The organism is Pantoea sp. SGAir0418 (genome assembly GCF_043529865.1).
Window position 1 is genome coordinate 1,180,075 of sequence record NZ_CP027911.1, and the last position, 23,445, is coordinate 1,203,519.

21 protein-coding genes are annotated in these 23,445 nt (G+C 59.3%); 11 read left to right on the top strand and 10 right to left on the bottom strand.

Annotated elements, in window-relative coordinates:
• Nucleotides 1-32: 32 nt before the first annotated feature.
• From C1N84_RS05275 to C1N84_RS05285, 3 genes are all read left to right on the top strand, one after another.
• The gene (locus tag C1N84_RS05275) at nt 33-1,220 is read left to right on the top strand and encodes an arabinose transporter (RefSeq protein WP_021506576.1); all 1,188 of its coding nucleotides are present in this window, start codon (nt 33-35) and stop codon (nt 1,218-1,220) included.
• Nucleotides 1,221-1,230: 10 nt separating this feature from the next.
• Nucleotides 1,231-1,995, top strand: coding sequence for an SDR family oxidoreductase (locus tag C1N84_RS05280; protein WP_021506577.1), 765 nt, complete (start codon nt 1,231-1,233; stop codon nt 1,993-1,995).
• Between the two features lie 123 nt (nt 1,996-2,118).
• Nucleotides 2,119-2,895 (top strand): DUF3750 domain-containing protein, encoded by a 777-nt coding sequence (locus C1N84_RS05285; RefSeq protein WP_021506578.1) that lies wholly within the window; start codon nt 2,119-2,121, stop codon nt 2,893-2,895.
• A 54-nt stretch (nt 2,896-2,949) separates the two neighbouring features.
• On the opposite strand, the gene C1N84_RS05290 is transcribed toward C1N84_RS05285, so the two are convergent.
• The 6 genes from C1N84_RS05290 to ppk1 form a co-directional block, all read right to left on the bottom strand.
• The gene (locus tag C1N84_RS05290; protein WP_010617609.1) at nt 2,950-3,129 is read right to left on the bottom strand and encodes a hypothetical protein; all 180 of its coding nucleotides are present in this window, start codon (nt 3,127-3,129) and stop codon (nt 2,950-2,952) included.
• 47 nt (nt 3,130-3,176) lie between these two features.
• On the bottom strand, nt 3,177-4,613 hold the full coding sequence (gene mgtE / locus C1N84_RS05295; RefSeq protein WP_021506579.1) for a magnesium transporter: 1,437 nt from the start codon (nt 4,611-4,613) through the stop codon (nt 3,177-3,179).
• 124 nt (nt 4,614-4,737) lie between these two features.
• On the bottom strand, nt 4,738-4,923 hold the full coding sequence (locus C1N84_RS05300) for a YfgG family protein (protein WP_022548292.1): 186 nt from the start codon (nt 4,921-4,923) through the stop codon (nt 4,738-4,740).
• 745 nt (nt 4,924-5,668) lie between these two features.
• On the bottom strand, nt 5,669-6,268 hold the full coding sequence (tehB, locus tag C1N84_RS05305; RefSeq protein WP_132464747.1) for a tellurite resistance methyltransferase TehB: 600 nt from the start codon (nt 6,266-6,268) through the stop codon (nt 5,669-5,671).
• A gap of 27 nt (nt 6,269-6,295) precedes the next feature.
• Nucleotides 6,296-7,819, bottom strand: a complete 1,524-nt coding sequence (ppx, locus tag C1N84_RS05310) for an exopolyphosphatase (protein ID WP_021506582.1) — start codon at nt 7,817-7,819, stop codon at nt 6,296-6,298.
• Nucleotides 7,820-7,824: 5 nt separating this feature from the next.
• Nucleotides 7,825-9,885, bottom strand: coding sequence for a polyphosphate kinase 1 (gene ppk1 / locus C1N84_RS05315; RefSeq protein ID WP_264442243.1), 2,061 nt, complete (start codon nt 9,883-9,885; stop codon nt 7,825-7,827).
• A gap of 183 nt (nt 9,886-10,068) precedes the next feature.
• Between ppk1 and C1N84_RS05320 the strand changes: the two genes are divergently transcribed.
• The 3 genes from C1N84_RS05320 to pstB are packed head-to-tail and all read left to right on the top strand — an operon-like array spanning nt 10,069 to nt 14,537.
• Nucleotides 10,069-12,162 carry an ABC transporter permease subunit gene (locus C1N84_RS05320; protein WP_264442245.1) on the top strand — a complete coding sequence of 698 codons (2,094 nt, stop codon included), beginning with the start codon at nt 10,069-10,071 and terminating at the stop codon, nt 12,160-12,162.
• Entirely contained in the window at nt 12,159-13,757 is a 1,599-nt protein-coding gene (gene pstA / locus C1N84_RS05325; protein WP_021506585.1) for a phosphate ABC transporter permease PstA, read from the top strand. Before C1N84_RS05320 ends, pstA begins: the two co-directional genes overlap by 4 nt.
• A 12-nt stretch (nt 13,758-13,769) precedes the next feature.
• Nucleotides 13,770-14,537, top strand: a complete 768-nt coding sequence (pstB, locus tag C1N84_RS05330; protein ID WP_021506586.1) for a phosphate ABC transporter ATP-binding protein PstB — start codon at nt 13,770-13,772, stop codon at nt 14,535-14,537.
• Nucleotides 14,538-14,672: 135 nt separating this feature from the next.
• Here the strand turns inward: pstB and purN are convergent, their stop codons facing one another.
• Nucleotides 14,673-15,311, bottom strand: a complete 639-nt coding sequence (gene purN / locus C1N84_RS05335) for a phosphoribosylglycinamide formyltransferase (protein ID WP_211725365.1) — start codon at nt 15,309-15,311, stop codon at nt 14,673-14,675.
• Nucleotides 15,308-16,348, bottom strand: coding sequence for a phosphoribosylformylglycinamidine cyclo-ligase (gene purM, locus C1N84_RS05340; RefSeq protein WP_264442251.1), 1,041 nt, complete (start codon nt 16,346-16,348; stop codon nt 15,308-15,310). The genes purN and purM overlap by 4 nt, the downstream gene beginning before the upstream one ends.
• Nucleotides 16,349-16,587: 239 nt before the next feature.
• On the opposite strand from purM, the gene upp reads away from it, so the two are divergent.
• The 3 genes from upp to hda all read left to right on the top strand — a co-directional run bounded on the left by upp (nt 16,588) and on the right by hda (nt 19,479).
• Nucleotides 16,588-17,214, top strand: coding sequence for a uracil phosphoribosyltransferase (upp, locus tag C1N84_RS05345; protein WP_010617600.1), 627 nt, complete (start codon nt 16,588-16,590; stop codon nt 17,212-17,214).
• Between the two features lie 187 nt (nt 17,215-17,401).
• On the top strand, nt 17,402-18,685 hold the full coding sequence (gene uraA, locus C1N84_RS05350; protein WP_058781750.1) for a uracil permease: 1,284 nt from the start codon (nt 17,402-17,404) through the stop codon (nt 18,683-18,685).
• 92 nt (nt 18,686-18,777) lie between these two features.
• Nucleotides 18,778-19,479: a DnaA inactivator Hda gene (gene hda / locus C1N84_RS05355; protein ID WP_031279417.1), complete on the top strand. Its 702-nt coding sequence runs from the start codon at nt 18,778-18,780 to the stop codon at nt 19,477-19,479.
• On the opposite strand, the gene arsC is transcribed toward hda, so the two are convergent.
• Both arsC and C1N84_RS05365 read right to left on the bottom strand, forming a co-directional pair.
• Nucleotides 19,476-19,823: an arsenate reductase (glutaredoxin) gene (gene arsC / locus C1N84_RS05360; protein WP_264442255.1), complete on the bottom strand. Its 348-nt coding sequence runs from the start codon at nt 19,821-19,823 to the stop codon at nt 19,476-19,478. The two genes, hda and arsC, sit on opposite strands and share 4 nt — an antisense overlap.
• 216 nt (nt 19,824-20,039) lie before the next feature.
• Nucleotides 20,040-21,503: a beta-barrel assembly-enhancing protease gene (locus C1N84_RS05365; protein ID WP_021506592.1), complete on the bottom strand. Its 1,464-nt coding sequence runs from the start codon at nt 21,501-21,503 to the stop codon at nt 20,040-20,042.
• A gap of 697 nt (nt 21,504-22,200) precedes the next feature.
• Between C1N84_RS05365 and C1N84_RS05370 the strand changes: the two genes are divergently transcribed.
• Together C1N84_RS05370 and C1N84_RS05375 are read left to right on the top strand one after the other, a co-directional pair.
• Complete coding sequence (locus C1N84_RS05370; RefSeq protein WP_264442260.1) at nt 22,201-22,806, top strand: DsrE family protein; 606 nt, start codon at nt 22,201-22,203, stop codon at nt 22,804-22,806.
• Nucleotides 22,807-22,833: 27 nt separating this feature from the next.
• Nucleotides 22,834-23,442 (top strand): DsrE family protein, encoded by a 609-nt coding sequence (locus C1N84_RS05375; RefSeq protein WP_021506594.1) that lies wholly within the window; start codon nt 22,834-22,836, stop codon nt 23,440-23,442.
• The last annotated feature ends 3 nt before the right edge of the window (nt 23,443-23,445 follow it).

Below are 23,445 nucleotides of genomic sequence, written 5' to 3' on the forward strand. Positions count from 1 at the left end.
GCCGCGCTGTCTGTTCATTTATGGAGGCTGTTATGTCTGCATTAAGCGCGCAGGCTGAAGCTGCGCATTTGTCGCGACCGGCGACCGGCGTGATTGCCGCGCTGTTTTGCGGTTATCTGGCGGTCGGCTTGCCGCTGCCGGTAATCCCGCTGTTTATCCATCAGCATCTCGGTTTCAGCAACCTGTGGGTCGGGCTGGTGATCGGGATACAGTTTGTCGCCACCGTGCTGACGCGCGGTTACGCCGGTCAACTGACCGATCGCGTTGGCGGTAAGCGCTCGGCGCTGCAGGGCGCGGCGGTGTGCGCGCTGGCTGGCGTGCTCTACTGGCTGGCCGCACTGCCGGGCTTTTCACCGGCGGTCAGTCTGGCGCTGGTGATTGCCGGACGGCTGGCGGCGGGCATGGGCGAAAGCCAGTTCGTCACCGGCTGCGTGGCCTGGTCAATCGCCTCGGTCGGGCCACAGCGTGCCGGTCTATCGATGTCCTGGACCGGCATCGCCATGTTTGCCGCGCTGTCGCTCGGTGCCCCTGCCGGTATGATGCTGTATCAGCACGTCGGCTTAGCGGCGGCGATGCTGGCCTGCATCGCGGCTCCGCTGCTGGCGGCGCTCATCGCCACGGCTGCCAGCGGTTATCGCGCGGTCGGAGGGGCTCGTTTGCCGTTCTATCGGGTGATTGGCCGCATCTGGCGTGAAGGCTGTGGCCTGATGCTGCAGGGCGTCGGACTGGCCGGCCTGACGGCCTTCGCCTCGCTCTACTTCGCCGCGCGTCACTGGCAGCTGGCCGGCTGGGTGATGACCGCGTTTGGCGTTGGTTTTATCGCCGTGCGCCTGGTGCTGGGACATCTGCCGGATCGCATTGGTGGCTACCGCGTGGCGGCTTATTCACTGCTGGTGGAGGCGCTGGGGCAGATGCTGCTGTGGTTTGCGCCTGACGAAACGCTGGCACTCACCGGCGCGCTGATTACCGGTCTTGGCTGTGCGCTGATCTTTCCCGCCCTCGGCGTGGAAGCGCTGAAGCGCGTGCCGCCGGCCAGTCGCGGCAGCGCCATGGGCGCCTTCGTTGCTTTTCTCGACATCGCTTATGGTATTTCCGGACCGATTGCCGGTGCCATCGCCAGCCACTTCAGCTATGCCGCCGTCTATCTGTTTGGTGCGGCCTGTGCGCTGCTCGGGGCGCTGCTGGCGCTGACATCGCGCGCCGCTTCACTTCACGCTTAAGGAGTTTTCCATGTCACGTATTTTTATTTCCGGTTCATCCACCGGCCTCGGGCTGATGGCGGCTGAACTGCTGGTTGAGCAGGGCCATCAGGTGGTGCTGCACGGACGCAACGCCGCGCGTGCCCGCGCCGCGCAGGAGGCGCTACCGCAGGCTGAAGCCGTGGTCAGCGGCGACGTGATAACCATCGCCGGCGCCCGCAGTGTGGCGCAGCAGGTTAATGCGCTCGGCAGATTTGATGCGGTGATCCACAACGTGGCGGTTGGCTATCGCGAGCCTTATCAGTTAACCGCAGATGGCCTGCCGCATCTGTTCGCCATCAACACGCTGGCACCCTATATTCTTACGGCGCTGATTGAACGGCCGCAGCGGCTGATTTACCTCAGCTCAGGCATGCATCATCATGCCGAAGCTAACCTGGATGATATTTTGTGGCAGCGGCGGCGCTGGCACGCTTCGCAGGCTTATGCTGAGAGTAAACTGCATGATGCCATACTGGCGTTTGCCATCGCCCGGCGCTGGCCGCAGGTATACAGCAACGCGCTGGAGCCAGGCTGGGTGCCGACCAAAATGGGCGGTGCCGGGGCACCCGACGATCTTGATCAGGCGCATCGTACCCAGGTGTGGTTAGCCACCGCCGATGAGGCGCGGGTCAGCGGGGAGTACTTTTATCACCGTCAGGCGCTGGCGGCTAATCCGCAGGCGCGCAATCCACGGCTGCAGCAGCAGTTGCTGGCGATATGCGCCGATATCAGCGGTATCGCCCTGCCTGACTAAGGAAAAATCAGCTGACCGGGCACCGCAACGCATTTTTTGTCCACCGCATAGTTGGTGAATACAGACGCTACCGTTTCGGCGCATCATGGCGGGAGCGTTTTTTCACCACCGGGATGCCCATGCATGTTGCCTGTTAAAGCTGTTTTACTCTCTTTTCTCTGTGTGGTGTTACTGTCGCTGGCGGCCAGCCTGGCGCAGGCGACGCGCAGCGGTGAGTTCACCACCGAACGCGGCGGCTGGGCGACAGCGCGCCGTGATTCGGCCGGGCTGGCACCGGATCCGCAGCGCTTCGCCAGTGAGGCGATTGTGCAGGTGTATGCTGCGCCGACCTACGGCTGGAAAGGCGCGGTGGCCGTGCATCCGTGGATTATCTTTAAGCGCGCCGGAGAAACCCGCTACAACCGTTATGAGGTGATCAGCTGGGGCAGCGGCGATAAAGTGCGGCGCAACAGCAATCTGCCGGACGGCTACTGGTACGGTGCGCGTCCGCGTTTGCTGGTGTCACATCGCGGTGCGGCTGCGCAGGCGATGATCCCGCAGATTGAAGCGGCAATTCAATCCTATCCGTGGCCCAACACCTATCATGCGTGGCCGGGCCCCAACAGCAACACCTTCCTCGCTCACATTGGCCGTGAAGTGCCGGCGCTGAAGCTCGATTTGCCCGCCAATGCTATCGGTAAGGATTTCCGTTCGCTGCTGCATCCGCTTGGCCTGCCGCCATCCGGGCGCGGCGTGCAGCTGTCGCTGCTTGGCGTGCTGGGCGTCACGCTGGGAGCGGAAGAGGGCGTGGAGGTGAATCTGCTGGGACTCAATCTGGGGCTGGATTTCACCCCGCTGCGTCTGCGGCTGCCGTTTATCGGCGGGGTGGGGCAGGATAATTTACAGAAGGATAAGCCCTGAGACAGCGCCGCGCCGCGACAGCATCGGTTCGCGGGCGGCGCGGGCTCGCAGCCGTTAACAGACGCCGAAATCCCCGTCTTCATGATAGAGATTGACGCTGTCGGCCTTCACCTCGATCTCTTTTTTGATCGGATCGTCAACGCGGGCGCACCACAGCGTATCGCCCGCAACGCGCAGCACCTGCATTTTTGGCCCACCGGTTTTCGCCTGCACAAAATCATCCACGTTAAACATCACTGCTCTCCAGCTGATTAGGGATCAACGCTGATTGTAGCTGCGCTTTAGTGGCCGTGCAGCAGAAACAGCGTGGCCAGACCGAGGAAGATAAAGAAGCCGCCGGTATCGGTGATGGCGGTGATCAGCACGCTGGAGCCGACCGCCGGGTCGCGTTTGAGTTTGGTCATGATGAGCGGAATCAGCACGCCCATCAGCGCCGCCAGCAGCAGATTCAGCACCATCGCCAGCATCATCACGCCGCCCAGTTGCAGATTGTCGTACATCAGCCAGGTCACGCCACCCATGATGCCGCCCCAGAACAGGCCGTTAAGCAGCGCCACGCCGAGTTCACGCGCAATCAGAAACGAAAAGTTGCCGGGTTCAACCTGATGCAGCGCCAGCGCGCGTACGATCATGGTGATGGTCTGATTGCCGGTGTTACCGCCAATGCCGGCGACAATCGGCATCAGCGTGGCCAGCGCCACCAGCTGCGAAATGGTGTCCTCAAACAGACCAATGACGCGCGAGGCGATAAACGCCGTACACAGGTTGACGGCCAGCCAGGTCCAGCGCTTTCTTACCGCTTTGCGCACCGGTGCAAACACGTCTTCACCCTGGCTGATGCCGCCCATCTTACGGATGTTGCTTTCGTTCTCTTCGTTCACCAGGTCAATCACATCTTCCACGGTGATACGGCCAATCAGCTTGCCTTTGGCATCGGTCACCGCAGCAGAGATCAGGTTATAGCGTTCGAAGGCGCTGGCGGCCTCTTCCGCTTTGTCATCCAGCTGGAAAGTGGTGGGGCGCGCGTTCATCACCTCAGCCACCAGCGTTTTAGGCTTGTTGAGCAGGATATCGGTCAGCGCCAGTTCACCCAGCAGCTGATTGTGTTCGTCGGTGATGAAGATTTTATCGGTGCCGTCCGGCATGCTTTTGCGCTTGCGCAGAAAGCGTTGCACCGTCGCCAGCGTCACGTCTGAGCGCACGGTGAGAATATTGAAGTCCATCACCTGGCCGACGCGATCGCGATCCAGCTCAATCACGTCCAGCAGCCGGGCGCGCAGGCTGGGATCGAGCGTGGTGAGCAGGCGGCCGGTGAGATCGCGCGGCAGATAACGCGCCAGATAGACCTGATCGTCAATATCCAGCGGCTCGATGGCGCGCAGGATTTCGCGGTCGGTCATCTCTTCCGTCAGGCTGGCCCACACGGTTTCGGAGGCCTCCACCAGCACGCGACCGCGCTGCTCGTAGGGCACCAGCCGCCACAGCGCCAGACGCTCCTCTTCCGGCAGCGCTTCGAGAATGTCCGCCAGGTCGGCCGCGTGCAGCTGCGGCAGTTCATGCTCCAGCTGCTGACGCCAGCCGGTGATTTTGCGCAGTTCGGCGGCATTGAGATCGACGGATTTATCCAGCAGCACATCGACTAAATCGTGCTCGCTGAGCAGAAGGTGCAGAATTCGCTGGCGGGTTTCTGATAGTTGTTGTGCGTGCGAAGCAGACATAACGCGTCCTTTGTGTCTGTAAAGTCAGGTCAAAGTGTAGCGCGTTGCGGGTAAAGTGGGCGTAACAAGCAGCATTGCCGCGGCGGACAATGTGATGGAAGAGCGACGATGACCCGCAAATTCCTTAGCGCGTCTCGCTGGTGCTCAGTGTGACCGGTTCAGGTGCGGCTTTCTTTTGCTGATGATGCTCGATGGCACCGGGAATAATGAAAATCAGACGGCCAACCAAAATAAAGAAACTGATCAGCAAAACAATGCGGGTCATGGTACCGGTTTTGGGACGTCTTCGTGCAGAGATGGCGCTATTCACGCGGGGTGGTTCCTGTCAAAGCCCGGCTGGGCGGTGGCAACATTTAGTCACAACCCGACCGTGAGGTCAACCGCTGCGTTAAAAATGAGCAGAAAAGGTTAAGGTTGCTTTGATCGATATCAGCCGCCGGGCGAAGCGTGCGTCATCGACTCTGCAGGGGCGACATTTATGACGACCAAAACCCGCATGATGTGACTCATGCCAGTTAACCTTTGAATTTATTCAAAAAAGAGGCACTTTTCGTAGCGGCGCAATTTATTGCGCGATGAATCGCGCCGCTACGATAGGGTACGGCTTGCGTTTTCGTCACCGAACGGCATGACGCCATTGATAGCGACCGAAAGCCGCATGATGTAACGCTTGCCAGTTAACCTTTGAATTTATTTAAAAAAAGAGGCACATTTCGTAGCGGCGCAATTTATTGCGCGATAAATCGCGCCGCTACGATAGGGTGCGGCTTGCGTTTTCGTCACCGAACGGCATTACGCCATTGATGGCGACCAGAACCCGCATGATGTAACGCTTACCAGTTAACCTTTGATTTTATTTAAAAAGAGGCACTTTTCGTAGCGGCGCAATTTATTGCGCGATAAATCGCGCCGCTACGATAGGGTGCGGCTTGCGTTTTCGTCACCGAACGGCATCACGCCATTTATGGCGACCAGAACCCGCATACTTTCACCAACCGCACTAATCCGTTGTAGGGTCGCCATTCATGGCGACCGGACCATCATGATGCCAGCCATCAGTAGCTGGCTTTCTGCGCCAGCAGGGTAGCGAAGCGATACTTAATGCGCTGACCGTGTTCATCGCGGCGATGCAGTTCACCGACCTCTTCGTTGTACTTCACGATGTGCCAGTTACGGTAATAATGGCTCAGCTCGCCCGATTTAAAGGTAAACGGGAAGTTTTGCGTGTTGGGATAATCGTCGGTGCTCATCGCCGCCACAATCAGGTTGTAACCGTACTTGCGCGTGCTGGCCTGCATATCGGCGATCAGCTGCGGAATGGTCGCCGGCTGCAGGAACATCATCACCACGGTGGAAAACACAAACTGATAATCACCGTTGAAGCGCACCTGATTCAGGTCGCACTGTTCGGTATGTATCTGCTGCAGCTGCTCTTCCGCGATGATGCTGTTAAGGCGTTCCAGGCTCTGCGGATTGTTGTCCCAGGCGGTCACCGTAAAACCGTGCTGATTAAGCAGCAGGCTGTTGCGGCCCTGGCCGCAGCCGAGGTCCAGCGCATTACCCACTTCCAGTTTTGGCAGCGCGGCCAGCACTTCGGAGTGGGGCGGCGTCAGGCCGTATTTCTCCGCAAAATAGTTATCGGGGCGTGTTGTCATAGTGCTATTGCGGGCCTGAAGCCCGCGTTACTCCTCTTCCAGCATCAGTTTCCAGCCGGTGACGTCATTCCAGTAAGCCTGCTCCCGCTCCAGATCCAGCTGAACCAGCGTGTTCTGGCTGAGGAAACCGGCCGGGAAGGTCAGCGTCCAGTGACCATCGTCGGTGCTCAGCTTCAGCGTGTCGGGGCGCGTGGTGGCCTGACGCTGATTGTTCAGCAGGGTGCCGAGCCGCAGCAGGAAGATCATCGGCAGGAACTGTTTCTTTTTAAACAAGGTGAAACGCGGCATCTCATCCTGCTTCACCGCTTTACGGTGGAAGCGTACCAGCGTGGCCAGCAGCATCTGTTGATCCTGATTAAAGCCCGGCATATTGGAGTTCTGCAGGATATAGGCCGAATGGCGCTGCATACCGCTGTGGTTGATGGTCAGCCCGACTTCATGCAGCAGCGCTGCCCACTTCATCAGCGCCGTCAACTGGGGATTGGCCAGCTTCGGGTTCTGCTCCAGCCACTGGCTGTACAGCTGCTCGGTGGTTTCCAGCACGCGGCGTGCCTGGTCGCTGTCGATGGCGTAATGATTTGCCAGGCTCTGCGCGGTGCGGCTGCGGATATCCTGATGGCGGAAGCGGCCCTCCATCTCATACAGCACGCCTTCACGCAGCGCGCCATCCGACAGGCGCAGCTCGCGAATGGCCAGCGCGTCAAACACGCCACACAGAATCGCCAGCCCCGGTACAAACACTGCCTTGCGCTCGTCCGACAGCCCGGGCAGGCTCAGGGCAGCAAAGGATTTGTGCTTCAGGACTTCGCTCACCAGCATGTCGAGGTTTTCCGGCGTCACGCGCTTCTCTTTCTCGCCCATCGCCAGCAGCACTTCACAGGCCGCTTTGATACTGCCGGACGCGCCCAGCGCATATTGCCAGCCCTGCAGACGATACTGCCACGCCAGCGTTTCCAGCTTTTGCGCGGCGGCCAGCCGGGCGCGGCGGAAATTCTCCTGGCTAATCTCGCCTTTCGGGAAGTAGAGGTTGGCGAAGCTGACGCAGCCCATGCGGCGACTCTCCACCAGCTGCGGCTCAAAATCTTCGCCGATTACCAGCTCGGTCGAACCGCCGCCGATATCAATCACCAGCTTGCGGCCTTTCTCCGGCTGCGTGTGCTCAACGCCCATAAAGATCAGGCGCGCTTCTTCATTGCCGGAAATCACCTCAATCGGATAAGGGATGACCTCCGCGGCGCGCTGCAGAAACTCTTCCGCGTTGGACGCGATGCGCAGCGTGTGCGTACCGACGATGGTGACGTTGGCGGCACTGAACCCCTGCAGGCGCTCGGCAAACAGCGCCAGGCAGCTCAGCCCGCGCTCCATCGCTTCTTCGCTCAGGCGATTTTGCGCATCCAGCCCGTCGGCGAGGTGCACGCGCTGTTTCAGGCGTCCCAGCACCTGCATGGCGCCATCCACCACACGGGCAATCACCATGTGGAAGCTGTTCGAGCCGAGATCGATGGCGGCGAATTCCTGCGGTTTCGGCGTACTTTTATGGGAGATTGGCATAGGCGTTATTCGGGTTGTTCCAGTTGCTTGATGTAATCGTAAATCGCCAGCTGCGAGCGCACCTTCTTGCGATTGCCGCGCGGAACATAACGGTTACTCAATTCTTTGTCTACGATGCGGGCTTTTACCGTATCACTTAACAGAATGGCAATGATATCCAGTATGCGCTGTTTCAGGCGCGGATCGAGCACCGACACCGCCACTTCGATACGATAATCGATGTTGCGCGTCATCCAGTCCGCCGACGACAGGAATACTTTTTTATCGCCGCCGCTTTCAAAAATATAGACGCGGTCGTGCTCGAGGTAGCGGTCAACGATACTGGTGATGCGAATATTTTCACTGATGCCCGGCAAATCGGGGATCAGCGAGCACATGCCGCGCACCAGCAGGTTGATCTTCACGCCAGCCGATGAGGCGGCATACAGCCGATCCACCAGACCATTGTCCACCAGGTTGTTGATTTTCAGCGTAATGCCGGAAGGATTGCCCTGCTGTGCGTTGGCAATCTCGTTATCAATCAGCTGATACAGCATGGCGCGCGAGTTTTGCGGCGACACCATCAGGTGTTCGAACGTTACCGGGCGATACGGGTTTTCGATAAAGTTAAATACGCGCCGGACTTCATTGGTGATGCGCGCGTCGGCGGTCAGCAGCGAATAGTCGGTGTAAATACGCGCGGTTTTTTCGTTGAAGTTGCCGGTACCGATATGGGCGTAACGCACCACTTCTTCGCCCTCGCGGCGGGAGATCAGGAACAGCTTGGCGTGAATCTTCAGGCCGGGCGCTGAGAAGATCACGTGCACGCCCGCTTCGGTCAGCCGCTTCGCCCAGCGAATGTTGGCTTCTTCATCGAAGCGCGCCTGCAGCTCGACCACCACCGTGACCTTTTTACCGTTGTAGGCGGCGTGGATCATCGCATCCATAATGCGCGAATTCTTGGCCACGCGGTAAATGTTGATCTTGATGGCCAGCACGTTCGGGTCGAATGACGCCTGACGCAGCAGCTCCAGCACGTGCTCAAAGGTGTGGTACGGATAGTAAAGCAGCACATCGCGGTTGCGGATGGCATCAAAGCCGTTGCGGAAGCCATCAAAACCGATATGACGAATCTGCGGCAGCGGGCGATTTTCCAGGTTGGCTTTGCCCACGTTCGGGAAGCCGATGAAATCTTTGAAGTTATGGTAACGGCCGCCCGGCACAATCGAGTCGTAGCTGGAGATCGACAGCTTATGGCGCAGCATTTCCACCATCGCATCGGGCATATCGCGCTGATAGACAAAGCGCACCGGCTCAGCGGTCAGGCGCTGTTTCAGGCTGGAGGACATCAGTTCCAGCAGGCTGGATTCCATCTCCGTGACCAGGTCGTACTCGGCGTCGCGCGTCATTTTCATTGAGTAGGCGTTCAGCGCGTCGTAATCAAAGAAGCCTTTGAAAATCTCATCAAGGCAGTAGCGCAGAATGTTATCCAGCAGAATCATTGGCTTGCGACGGCGCGGCGATTCTGCCGGCAGATTCACAAAGCGCGGCACTTTATCGGACGGGATCTCCAGCAGGGCGTAACGGATTTCTTCGCCGCGGATAATCTCCACCGCCAGATAGGTGTAGTCGTCTTTCAGGAACTCAATCAGGTCGGTGTCGTGGTTGATCAGAATGGGCGTGACGTGCTGGCGCAGCTGATGCTTGAAGTAGTAGCGCAGCCACTCCTGCTGATTGGGTGACAGCTGGCGCTCGTTGATCAGGAAAATCTGGTTGCGCGCCATCTCCAGCAGCAGATCGTTATACAGCGCATCGAACTCCTGATCCGATTTCTGTACCCGCAGCTGAATCTTTTTCAGCAAATGGCGCAGGGTGGTGGGCGTCCCCTGTTCTTCGCCAATCAGAATGCGGCGCTTGAGATCGGCAAAGCGCACTTTGTAAAACTCTTCCAGGTTGTTGGAATAGATGCCGAGAAAACGCATGCGCTCAATGAGCGGATTGCTTTTATCAGCGGCTTCCTGCAGCACGCGTTCGTTAAAGGTTAACCAGCTTAGTTCTTTTTCTATATACAGCTTTTCCTGACCCATTCTGACTCCGTGATGCTGTTGCTGGACGGAATGTCCGGCGGAATAAACGCAAAATTGCGGTTCCGCTCAGTGTCCTCCACCATTATGGCGAGAGTATGGCAGCCTTGTCCAACCTCAACAGTTGTCTTATCAATCAGCTACGGGCAACATAGCGGCATAACTTCAAGGGTAACTCTGGCCTGCATGAGCATAAATCGTATTCCTGTCCACTTTAGTGACCGTCGTCGACGCGCCATCGATCAGTTCGTGCGCCGCATCGTCACGGCCTGCGGTGTGGGAATTTTACTGCTGATGCTGCTGCTGTTCTTCTGGCTGATCTGGGTGGTGATGCCGCTGTTCAGCGCGCCGGGCATGCAGCCGACGCTCAGTCAGCAGCTATGGGACAAAGCCCCGGCGCTGGCGCTGGGCAGCGAAGGCCAGCTCGGCTGGCGCATCAGCCGCAACGAAGCGCGCTTTATTCCGCTCGACGGCCAGCCAGCGGGCGACGCGCTGGCGCTGAACGGCCAGCCGCAGGCGGCGGTGACCAGCAGTGACGGCAGCAGCGTATTGCTCAATATGCAGGGCGATCTGTTGCTGATGCAACCGCTCATCCACGGCCAGCACGGTGAATGGTATTTCCCGCTGGGCGATCGGCCGCTGCATCTGCCGCAGGGCGCGGTCAGCCAGATGGCGCTGACAGTGCCGGGCGATCACCAGTGGCGCATCGCCGCACAAACGCCGGCCGGTATCAGCCTGCTGACCTTTGCCGGCCAGAAACGCGTCGACCTGATTGTATTGCCCGGTGAGCAGGCCGACCTGATGCGGTTGTCGCCGGACGGCACGCTGCTGTACACCAGTGCCGGACGGCTGTTGCGGGTGTGGCAGATTACGCCGCAGGGCGCGCAGCTGCGGGAAACCCAGACGCTGACTCAGCAACCGCGCAGCCTGCAACTGCTGGCGGGCGGGCGCAGCTTACTGATTCAGGATGCGCGTGGCATTCAGCAATGGTTTGCCATCACCGGTGACCACGGGCCACGGCTGCAGCAGATTCACACCTTCACGCACAGCGCGGGTGTGCTCGGCATCGTGCCTGAGGCGCAGCGGCGCGTTTTTGCCAGCTTTGACGCGCAGGGCGTGGTGCGCCTGTTCGCCAGCAAGCAGGCGGGCCCGATTGTCACGCGCCAGCTGGCCGCGGGCATCAGCGCACTGGCGTTGTCTCCGCGCGGCGATAGCCTGATCGTCGAACGTGCCGGACAGTGGCAGCAGTTCGCGCTGGATAATCCGTGGCCCGATTTCAGCTGGCGCAATCTGTGGCAGAAAATCTGGTATGAAAACTATCCGCAGCCGGACTGGGTATGGCAGTCCACCGCCGCTGGCGACAGCTATCAGGCCAAATTCAGCCTGATGCCGCTGGTGATCGGCACGCTGAAAGCGGCGTCGCTGGCGCTGCTGTTTGCCACGCCGCTGGCGCTGGCGGCGGCGATGTATACCGCATGGTTTATGTCGCCGGGCCTGCGCCGCTGGGTCAAGCCGGGCATTGAAATGATGGGCGCGCTGCCGAGCGTGGTAATTGGCCTGATCGCTGGCGTGTGGCTGGCGCCGCACATCAGCCGCGCGCTGCCCGGCGTGATGCTGCTGCCGCTGGTGCTGGCCGCCACGCTGCTGGTGTGCGGCGTGCTCAGTCCGCGTTTGCCGGCGCGCTGGCGGCGGCCCGGGTTTGAAGTGCTGCTGCTGATGCCGCTGCTGTTACTGGTGACGTTACTGACGCTGTGGCTGCCGACACTGTGGTGGCCGCAGATGGGCGAACAGCTGGCGCACTATGAGCAGCGTAACCTGCTGGTAGCGGCGCTGGCGATGGGCTTTGCGCTGGTGCCGCTAATCTTCACCCTGGCGGAAGATGCGCTGTTTAGCGTGCCGGTGGCGCTGGGGCAGGGCTCGCTGGCGCTGGGTGCGACACCGTGGCAAACCCTGACGCGCGTGGTGCTGCCGGGCGCGTCGGCAGGCATTTTTGCCGCGCTGATGATCGGCTTTGGTCGTGCAGTAGGCGAAACCATGATTGTGCTGATGGCCACCGGCAACACCCCGGTGAGCGAAGGCGGACTGTTTGCCGGGCTGCGCGCGCTGTCGGCCAATATCGCCATTGAAATGCCGGAAGCCGCAGCGGGCAGCGCCCATTATCGCATCCTGTTTCTCAGTGCGTTGCTGCTGCTGATATTCACGCTGGCGATCAACACCGTGGCGGAACTGATTCGTCAGCGGCTGCGCCAGCGCTACAGTCAGCATGAGGGGCAGGCATGAGCGCGCTGCGTCAAAACGATCGCTGGCGCTGGCTGACTGCCGGTGCGGTCGCCGTCTGCCTGCTGGCATTTACCTTATTAATCGGCCTGCTGGGCTGGCAGGGCGTCAGGGCGTTCTGGCCGCAGCCGGTCGATCAGTATCAGTTCCAGCCGCCGCAGGGGGCACCGCTGATGGTGCTGGGTGAAACGCTGGATCGCCAGCAGCAGGGCGATCGCTGGCGCTACGTAGTGAAAACCGGCAACCGCGATTTTGCCGCGCCGGATTTCCGCGTCATCGTCAGTCAGGGCGAAGCGCAAACCCGACGCCCGGCAGAAGTGCTGGTGCTACAGCGACGCAGTGGCGGCAATGCCTACGGCTGGCTGGTGGAGCTGCGTGAAGACAACGAGGTGCTGACCGCGCGCGACCGCGATGCACTGCTGCAGCAGCGGCTGAAGCAGGTGCATGAGCAGCTGCGCCAGGCGAGCAACATCCGGCGTATTGAAATGGCGCGCCTTAACGCGCAGCTGGAGAGTCTGCAACAGCAGGCCGACGAGCAGCGGCGCGGTGGTCACTTCAGCCTGCAGGATCAGTCAGAACTGGATGCCAACAGCGCAGCGCTGCATAAACGCTTCGGCGCGCTGGCGCAGCAGCTGGCGCATCTGCAGCATGAAAGCCAGCGCGATACGCTGGTGCTGCGCGACGTGCAGGGCGACGATCATCTGATTCCGCTGGCGCAGGTGGTGGCCGCCTGGTATCCAAACAGCCTGAGCATCGGGCAGAAAATCGGGCATTTCCTCAGTCAGATCTGGCAGTTTGTCAGTGACTCGCCCACCTCGGGCGGCAGTGAAAATGGCGCGCTGCCGGCGATTTTCGGCACCGTTTTGATGGTGCTGCTGATGTCGGTGATTGTCATGCCGCTGGGCGTGGTGGCCGCCGTCTGGCTGCACGAATACGCCGGGCGCAACGCGCTCACCCGGCTGGTGCGCATTGCGGTGGTGAATCTGGCTGGCGTGCCGTCGATTGTGTATGGCGTGTTTGGCCTCGGCTTTTTTGTCTGGCTGATTGGCGGTACCCTCGATCAGCTGTTCTTCTCCCGCTCGCTGCCCAATCCTACCTTCGGCACGCCTGGCCTGCTGTGGGCGGCGCTGACGCTGGCGCTGCTGACGCTGCCAGTGGTGATCGTCGCCACCGAAGAGGGGCTGTCGCGTATTCCGGACAATCTGCGTCAGGGCTCGCTGGCGCTGGGCGCGACTCAGGCAGAAACCCTGTGGCGCGTGGTGCTGCCGCTGGCGGTACCGGCAATGCTCACCGGCCTGATTCTGGCGGTGGCGCGCGCCGCCGGCGAAACCGCACCGCTGATGCTGGTGGGCGTGGTCAAAATGGTGCCTGAGCTGCCGGTCGATGCGGTGTTTCCTTACCTGCATCTTGACCGTAAATTTATGCATCTCGGTTTTCAGATTTACGATCTGGCCTTCCAGAGCCCGAACATCGACGCCGATCGACCGCTGGTGTATGCCACGGCACTGCTGCTGGTGGCGATCATTCTGTCGCTTAACCTGCTGGCGATGGTGCTGCGCCATCGGCTGCGCGAGCGCTACCGGTTAATGACGCACTAAAAAGGTTTACACATGACGCCCGATTACGCTATTGCGCTCACCGTTAATCAGCTGTCGCTGTGGTACGGCGAACGCCAGGCGCTGAATAACATTGATTTGCAGATCCCGAAGCATCGCATCACGGCGCTGATTGGGCCCTCCGGCTGCGGTAAATCGACGCTGCTGCGCTGCTTCAATCGCATGAACGACGTCATTGATGGCTGCCGCATCGAAGGTGAGATTCTGCTCGATAGCCACGCGGTGATGCAGGCGAACCAGGATCTGCCGGCGCTGCGGCGGCGCATCGGCATGGTGTTCCAGCGCCCGAATCCGTTCCCCAAGTCGATCTATGAGAATGTGGTTTACGGTCTGCGTTTGCAGGGCGTGCGCGATCGTCGCGTGCTGAATGAGGCCTGCGAACGCGCGCTGCGGGCGGCGGCGCTGTGGGGCGAAGTGAAAGATCAGCTGGGGCAGAATGCGCTGACGCTGTCGAGCGGTCAGCAGCAGCGTCTGGTGATTGCGCGCGCCATCGCCATCGAGCCGGAAGTGCTGCTGCTGGATGAACCCACCTCGGCGCTGGATCCGATTTCGACGCTGGTGATTGAAGAGTTGATGACCACGCTGAAGCAGCATTTCACGCTGGTGCTGGTGACGCACAACATGCAGCAGGCAGCGCGCGTATCCGATTACACCGCGTTTATGCATAACGGGCAGCTGGTGGAGTTTGATGAAACCGACCGGATTTTCACCGCACCGCAGGCGCGGCGCACCGAGGATTATATTACCGGCCGGTTTGGATAAGTATTGTTAGGTTAGCGCGAAGAATCGCGCCGCTACGAAATGTGCAAATAAATCAGGCAGTAATTAAACCCGGCACAGCCCCGTAGCGGCGCAATTTATTGCGCAATTCCTGCAAGCGCACGGCGTACAGGTCAATCAATCGTGCGCATAACCTTCCGGCGGCAGCGGTTCGCCATCCAACCACGCTTTGCCCGCGCGCATCTGCAAGCGACCTTCGACAAACCAGCTGATCACCAGCGGGTAAATCGCGTGCTCCTGATGCTGCACGCGGGCGCTGATCTCAGCTTCGTCATCGTCAGCAAATACCGGCACGCGCGCCTGCAGAATGATCGGTCCACCGTCCAGCTCGTCAGTCACAAAATGCACCGACGTACCGTGTTCCGCGTCCCCGTTCGCCAGCGCCTGGCGATGCGTATGCAAACCGGGATATTTCGGCAGCAGCGACGGATGAATATTCAGCAGACGATCGTGATAGTGCGCGACAAACGCCGGGCTCAGAATGCGCATATAACCGGCCAGCACCACCAGATCCGGCGCATAGGCGTCGATCTGCTGCATCAGCTGGCGGTCAAAGGCGTCGCGATCGGTGAAATCCTGCGCGGACAGCGCGTGAGCAGGCACGCTGGCCAGCTGCGCCCGCGTCAGACCATAGGCCGAGGCTTTATTACTGAAAACGGCAGCCACGCTGCCGTTGATACGCCCGCTCTCGCAGGCGTCGAGGATGGACTGAAGATTGCTGCCGTTGCCGGAGATCAGTACAACCAGTTTCTTCATGGGTTAATAACCACACGCTCTTCGGCATCTGACGCGTTAATCACGCCAATTTTCCACGCCTGCTCGCCAGCCGCGGTCATCAGCTGTACCGCTTTGTCGGCATCGGCCGGGCTCAGCGCAATCACCATGCCCACGCCGCAGTTAAAGGTGCGGTACATCTCGTGACGGCTGACGTTACCGGCCTGCTGCAGCCAGCTGAATACCGCCGGCCACTGCCAGCTTTTCTCGTCAATCACCGCCTGGGTGTTATCCGGCAGGACGCGCGGAATGTTTTCCCAGAAGCCGCCGCCGGTCAGGTGGGCAATGGCGTGCACGTCCACCTGCTCAATCAGGCTGAGGATATTTTTCACGTAGATGCGGGTCGGCGCCAGCAGGTGATCGGCCAGCGGTTTGCCTTCCAGCTGTTTAGTGGTGGGATCGGTCTGGCTGACTTCAAGAATTTTACGCACCAGCGAGTAGCCGTTAGAGTGCGGACCGCTTGAGCCCAGCGCGATCAGCACGTCGCCATCCTTCACTTTGCTGCCGTCGATGATCTCGGACTTTTCCACCACGCCGACGCAGAAACCGGCCACGTCGTAATCTTCGCCGTGATACATGCCCGGCATCTCAGCGGTTTCACCGCCGACCAGCGCACAGCCCGACTGCAGACAGCCTTCGGCGATACCGGTGATCACCGCGGAGGCGGTATCTACATCCAGCTTGCCGGTGGCGTAATAGTCGAGGAAGAACAGCGGCTCAGCGCCCTGTACCACCAGATCGTTCACGCACATCGCGACCAGATCGATGCCGATGCTGTCGTGGCGTTTGAGATCCATCGCCAGACGCAGCTTGGTGCCGACGCCATCAGTTCCGGAGACCAGCACCGGCTCGCGGTATTTCTGCGGCAGCGCACACAGCGCGCCAAAGCCACCCAGTCCACCCATCACTTCCGGGCGGCGGGTTTTCTTTACTACGCCTTTAATACGGTCAACCAGATCGTTACCAGCATCAATATCAACACCGGCGTCTTTGTAGCTGAGAGAGGTTTTGTCGGTCACTGCGGAATCCCCACGCGATTGCGGTTGGTGGCAAAAATTAAGCGCGGCAATTCTACCAGCGCAGGCAAACGTTTGCGAGTCCCATCTCAGGGCACCTTTGCAGCGTGCTGATTTTTCGCTAATCCTTATTCTCAGGCGATTTGTGCACGTTACCTGACCAATCACCGGTGGCGCGGCGGTAAAAAGGCGGTATAATCCGGCGATTTTTTTTAGCTCAACTCAATTCCGGGAGAATAATCATGAAGATCGTGGAAGTCAGACACCCGCTGGTCAAACATAAACTGGGCCTGATGCGTGAGCATGATATCAGCACCAAGCGCTTCCGCGAGCTGGCCTCGGAAGTGGGCAGCTTACTGACCTATGAAGCCACCGCCGATCTCGAAACCGAGCGCGTGACCATTGAAGGCTGGAACGGTCCGGTCGACGTCGATCAAATCAAAGGCAAAAAAATTACCGTCGTCCCGATTCTGCGTGCTGGCCTTGGCATGATGGAAGGTGTGCTGGAACACGTACCGAGCGCGCGCATCAGCGTGGTGGGCGTTTACCGTGACGAAGAGACGCTGGAGCCGGTGCCTTACTTCCAGAAGCTGGTGTCAAACATCGAAGAGCGTATGGCGCTGGTGGTTGACCCGATGCTGGCGACCGGCGGCTCGATGATCGCCACCATCGATCTGCTGAAGAAAGCCGGCTGCAACAGCATTAAAGTGCTGGTGCTGGTGGCCGCGCCGGAAGGCATTGCCGCGCTGGAGAAAGCGCATCCGGACGTTGAGCTGTACACCGCGTCAATCGATCAGGGCCTGAACGAGAAGGGGTACATTATCCCGGGCCTCGGCGACGCCGGCGACAAGATTTTCGGAACCAAATAAATAAACCAGCCGGCCAGAGAGTCGGCTTTTTTTTGGCAAAAATACCAACAAATAATCCCGAGTAATTTGGCTTAGAGCAAGGCGGCAAGCGAGTTCATCCCGATGAGCTTACATAAGTAAGTGATTCGGGTGAGCGAGCGCAGCCAACGCCGCTATAAGCCAAAGAACGAAGGGAAGGGGATAAATGATGACTCGCAGAGCCATAGGCGTTAGCGAACGCCCGCCACTGTTGCAAACCATTCCGCTCAGCCTGCAGCACCTGTTCGCCATGTTCGGCGCTACCGTGCTGGTGCCGATTCTGTTCCACATCAACCCGGCTACCGTGCTGTTGTTCAACGGCGTCGGCACGCTGCTGTATCTGTTTATCTGTAAAGGCAAAATTCCTGCCTATCTTGGCTCCAGCTTTGCCTTTATCTCGCCGGTGTTGCTGCTGCTGCCGCTCGGTTATGAAGTGGCGCTCGGCGGCTTTATCCTGTGCGGCGCGCTGTTCTGCATTGTGGCGCTGATTGTGAAGAAGGCCGGCACCGGCTGGCTCGATGTCATGTTCCCACCGGCGGCGATGGGTGCCATCGTGGCGGTTATCGGTCTCGAACTGGCTGGCGTAGCGGCGAATATGGCCGGGCTGCTGCCCGCTGACGGCACCACAGCGGACAGTAAAACCATCATTATTTCGCTGGTGACGCTGGCGGTGACGGTGTTTGGCTCGGTGCTATTCCGTGGTTTCTTCGCCATTATCCCAATCCTGATTGGCGTGCTGGTTGGTTACGCGCTGTCGTCGGCCATGGGTATCGTTGACTGGAGCGCAGTGGAAAACGCGCCGTGGTTTGCGCTGCCGACCTTCTACACGCCGCGCTTTGAGTGGGCCGCGATGCTGACCATCCTGCCCGCAGCGCTGGTGGTGATTGCCGAGCACGTGGGCCATTTAGTGGTGACCGCCAACATCGTGAAGAAGGACCTGATTCGCGATCCGGGTCTGCATCGCTCGATGTTCGCCAACGGCCTGTCGACCATGATCTCCGGCTTCTTTGGTTCCACGCCGAATACCACCTATGGTGAAAACATTGGCGTCATGGCGATCACCCGCGTTTATAGCACCTGGGTGATCGGCGGTGCGGCGATCTTCGCCATTCTGCTCTCCTGCGTCGGTAAACTGGCGGCCGCGATTCAGGCGATCCCGGTACCGGTGATGGGCGGGGTGTCGCTGCTGCTGTATGGCGTGATTGGCGCTTCCGGTATTCGCGTGCTGATTGAATCCAAAGTTGACTACAACAAAGCGCAGAATCTGATCCTTACCTCGGTGATCCTGATCATTGGCGTCAGTGGCGCGAAGGTGCACGTGGGCGCCGCCGAGCTGAAGGGCATGGCGCTGGCCACCATCGTCGGCGTTGGCCTGGCGCTGATTTTCCGGGTAATCAGTCTGTTACATCCGGAAGAAGTGGTGCTGGACGCGGAAGAAAAACGCGAGCTTTAAAGGATCCTGCGGGCAGGGAAGCCCGGTTCATCTCTGCGGCGGATCGTGATAAACTTGCCCGGTTTTCTGCCCGCTCATCCGTTGAGGTACTTCTGAACACGCCGGCACAGCTTTCACTGCCACTCTATCTACCCGATGATGAAACCTTTGCCAGTTTCTGGCCGGGGGAAAATCCGTCACTGCTGGCGGCGCTGCAGGGCGCGCTGGCGCAACAGCACGGCAGCTATCTCTACTTCTGGTCGCGCGAAGGCGGCGGCCGCAGCCATTTGCTGCACGCAGCCTGCGCCGAAATGTCCGCGCGCGGCGAAGCGGTGGGTTACGTGCCGCTCGATAAGCGCACCTGGTTCGTGCCGGAAGTGCTGGAAGGCATGGAGAATCTGGCGCTGGTGTGCATTGATAATATTGAGTGCATCGCCGGCGAAGCCGAGTGGGAGATGGCGATCTTCGATCTCTACAACCGCATTCTGGAAACCGGCAAAACCCGCCTGCTGATCACCGGCGATCGCCCTCCGCGTCAGCTCAATCTGGGCCTGCCGGATCTGGCGTCACGTCTCGACTGGGGACAAATTTACCGCTTACAGCCGCTGTCCGACGAGGACAAACTGCAGGCGATGCAGCTGCGTGCCGGCCTGCGCGGCTTTGAGTTGCCGGAAGACGTTGGGCGTTTCCTGCTGAAACGCCTCGACCGCGAAATGCGCACGCTGTTTGACACGCTTGATCGTCTCGATCGCGCCTCGATCAGCGCACAGCGCAAGCTGACCATTCCCTTCGTGAAAGAGGCGCTGGGGCTTTAGAGAATCTCCAGCACCGCTTCCGGCGGACGACCAATGCGGGCGCGGTCGCCCTGAATCACAATCGGCCGCTCGATCAGTTTTGGATGCTCCACCATCGCCTGTAACAGCTGTTGTTCGCTGAGATCGTTACTGGCCAACCCCAGCGTTTTATAGATTTCCTCGCCACGGCGCATTAGCTCGCGCGCACTGTGCATGCCGAGCTGTTGCAGCAGCGTTTTCAGCGTATCGATGTCCGGCGGCGTGTCGAGATACAGCACCACCTGCGGTTCAATACCCTGTTGCTGCAGTAGTGCGAGGGTTTCGCGGCTCTTGCTGCAGTGCGGATTGTGATAAATACGGACCATGTTTTTTTATCCTGCGTAATCCATTGTTGCCAGGTGCGCATGAATGCGCACCCTACGAATAACTGCTGGTGCGCATCAATGCGCACCCTACAAAAAACGGCTAATGCGCATCAATATGCACCCTGCGAATCGATGAAATGGTTTATCTGACGACCGTAGGGTGCGCATTGATGCGCACCGAAATCCTGCCAGCCATCCACCCGCGTAACCGGCTATTTACCCTTTTGCATACTGCTTAAAACGCCGCTGTAACTCGCGGAACTGGTCGATGCGCGCATCGTAACGCGCCTGCTTCAGGCTGCCGAGCGGCACCTGGGCGCTGGCGCTGCTCAGGGTGGTGATGGCCTGATCGAGCTGGCCGTTCAGCGCCAGACTCTCAGCCCGCGCCGAAAGCTCCTCATCGCGCAGCCCCTGCGCGGCTGAAGCCTGCGCCAGTAAATCCCATGCGTTGAGATCGTCAGGGTGCGCAAAGGTGTAGCGGTTAAGGATGCGGCTGGCGTTGGCCGGCTGCTTCGCCTCGACGTAGGCGTTCGCCAGGTTAAGCTGCAGCACCGGACTGGTCTGGCTGCCGCGGGCGGCGTTCAGCATGCTGATGGCCTGCTGCGGCTGGTTCAGACCGATGTCGATATCGGTCATGATATCAAGGAACCACAGGTTATCCGGCTGCTTCGCCAGCAGCGGCGCGATGATCTTTTTCGCGTTGGCAAAATCTTTCGCCTGCAGGAACTGCACCGCTTTGCCGTACTGCGCCGCCTGCTGTTCCCGCGTGTTGCCTTTGGCGTACTCATTCAGCAAATCGTCAGTCAGCTGATTGCGGCCGGTGGCGTACATACCCAGCGCGCGCACCTTCGCCATATAGAAATCCTGCGACGACTGCACCACCACCGGGCGCATCTGGTTGGCGCGGTTACGCGCGTCGGCCAGGCGGCTATCGGGCAGCGGGTGCGTAAGCAGAATTTCCGGTGGTTTTGACGAGAAGCGGCTTTGATCGGCCAGCTTTTGCAGAAACGCGGGCATCGCCTGCGGATCGAAACCGGCGCGCTGCAGCACCTGAATGCCGATGCGATCTGCTTCCTGTTCGTTGCCCTGGGTAAAGCTGATAATCCCCTGCTGCGTACCGGCCAGCGTACCGGTCAGTGCCGCCATCCCGGCCTGCGGGCTGGCCAGCGCCAGCAGGATCGAACCCAGCGCGCCGACCCAGGTGAGCGGGGCGCTGCGCTTTTGCTCTTCCATGGCGCGCGCCAGATGGCGCTGCGTCACGTGCGAAATTTCGTGCGCCATCACCGACGCCAGCTGGCTTTCGTTATCGGTATAGCGGAACAGTGACGAGTGCAGCACCACATTGCCGCCAAAGAAGGCGAAAGCGTTGAGCTCGTCATTCTGAATCAGGAAAAAGTGAAACGGCGTGCGCACCGAATGGGCGTGTGCCACCAGCCGCTGGCCGAGTTCATTGATGTACTGATTGAGCAGCGGATCGTTAATCAGTGGCGCGCTGGCGCGCAGCTGGCGCACGTAGAAGTCGCCAATCTGCAACTCCTGATTAATGGAGAGCGTGGATCCTGCCGTGGTGCCCATGTCGGGCAAATTGTCGCTCAGATCGGCGCGGACACCGACCGCAGGCGTGAGCAGCAGCGCAGGAATAAGGGCCGCCAGCACTGATTTTTTCAACCGGTTAAACATGCCTTGATCCTGTAAAAGTCTCCTGCCATTGGACAGGAAAGTCATGCCAATGTTCTGTGGCGGCGTTTCCTTTTCTGCCGCGGCTCTATCTTAACCACAGTGAGAATACAAGCAAATGCCGCCGTCACATTGACGTGATGGCAAAGAATGGCTGACTGACGCGAAATTTGTAGCAAAAAATTGAATAGCGAAAAGGCAAAAGAAAACGGCGCAGCGCGCTGGTGAAATTAAAGTTACGTAAAGTTGCTCAAAATAATTGAATCTGGCATGGTTTTTTCCAGGTTTACTCTGAAAAACACGTCTGAAATCCCACGGTTGGCCCGCTTTATCCATCAGTGATTTTTATCGTGCTGCTCTGGCCGTGCATCACCAGCCCAGAAATGAATGGTCAGGTTTTGCTCACTGGTCAACTGGCGCCGCGCGATGACAGTATTAACCCGCACGATGAGGCGCTGTCATTTGCTGTGCATCCCTCTGCCTGGTGACTGCCGGTATTTCCGGCCAGCTATTTTTCAACTCGCCCGCACCGCTCAATTAACAGCCTTATTCAATCAGCTGGCGCAATGATTTCTGCTGGCAGCCAAACGCCGGACAGCCCGCCAGTACAGGCGTTTTGCCCGCCGCGCGCTGTGGTATAGATAAAGCACTTTTTCAAACGGACTGTGAATTAACGCGCAGTGCATGCCGGAGAGTTTCTATGCGTTCTGTTGTTTCCTATGCCCTGATTGCCATCGTGGGTGGGATGGTCGGTGCCGCCGTAATCAAAAGCGATGACCTGTATCAGCGCATCGCGGGCCATTTTTCCGCTGAACCTGCCGATCCGGACGGGTTCTGGAGCACGCCGGCGGTCGCGGGCTACGGCAAAATTCATTATGAAGCCGACGCCGCGTTTAAACCGACGGTGGGGCTGAGCAACAAAGTGGTGTTCCAGCTGACCCGCAATGAAGGCGATATCAAACGGCCTAACCTCGGGCTGGAGCGCGTGGCGCGCGTGGTCAATCTGTACATCGCCGCTGGCGTACCGGCCGAACAGCTGCAGTTTGTGGTGTCGATGACCGGCGATGCCACGCCCGCCACGCTGGATAACGCGCATTTTAAGCAGTTTTACGGCGTCGATAACCCCAACCTCGCGCTGATTGGCGCGCTGAACAAGCTGGGCGTCAAAGTCTCGGTGTGCGATCAGTCGGTGGCGTTCCATCACTATCCGCGCAACTGGATCGACCGGTCGGTGATTCATGCATTATCCAGCCCGACCACGGTGTCGACGCTGGAAAATCAGGGCTATGCCTTTTTACAGATGTAATCGCGTCTTTGGTTAAGGAGAAGTGTCATGCGTCCAGCATCCTATATTGTTATCGCCGCGCTGGCGGGCTTTGTCGGCGGAAATGTGCTGCAGCTGCCGGAACTGGTGGATAAAGTCAGCGGGAAATTCGCTGACCAGAAAACCGAACCGGCGGATTTCTGGAGCACGCCGGCGATTGCCGGTTACGGTAAAATTCACTTTGTTAACACGCCGGATTACAACCCGGCCAACACGCCCGGGCTGAGCAATAAGATTGTGTTTCAGATCAACCGCAGTGAAGGGGATATCCATCAGCCAAACCTCGGCCTTGAGCGCGTGGCACGCGTCACCAACCTCTATTACGCGGCTGGCGTGCCGCTGAATCAGCTCAACTTTGTGGTGTCGATCAACAGCGATGCGGTGCCGGCCGCGCTCAATAACGATCAGTTCCGTAAAGCGTACGGCAGCGATAACCCTAACCTGAAGCTGATTGATGAGCTGAAGAAAGCCGGGGTGAAAGTGACCATTTGCGACCAGTCGGTGGCCTTCCATCAGCTGGAGCGCGACTGGATTGATACCCGCGTCACGCATACGCTCTCCAGCGGCACCACCGTCGCGTCGCTGCAAAACGAAGGGTACGCCTTCCTGATGCTGTAATCC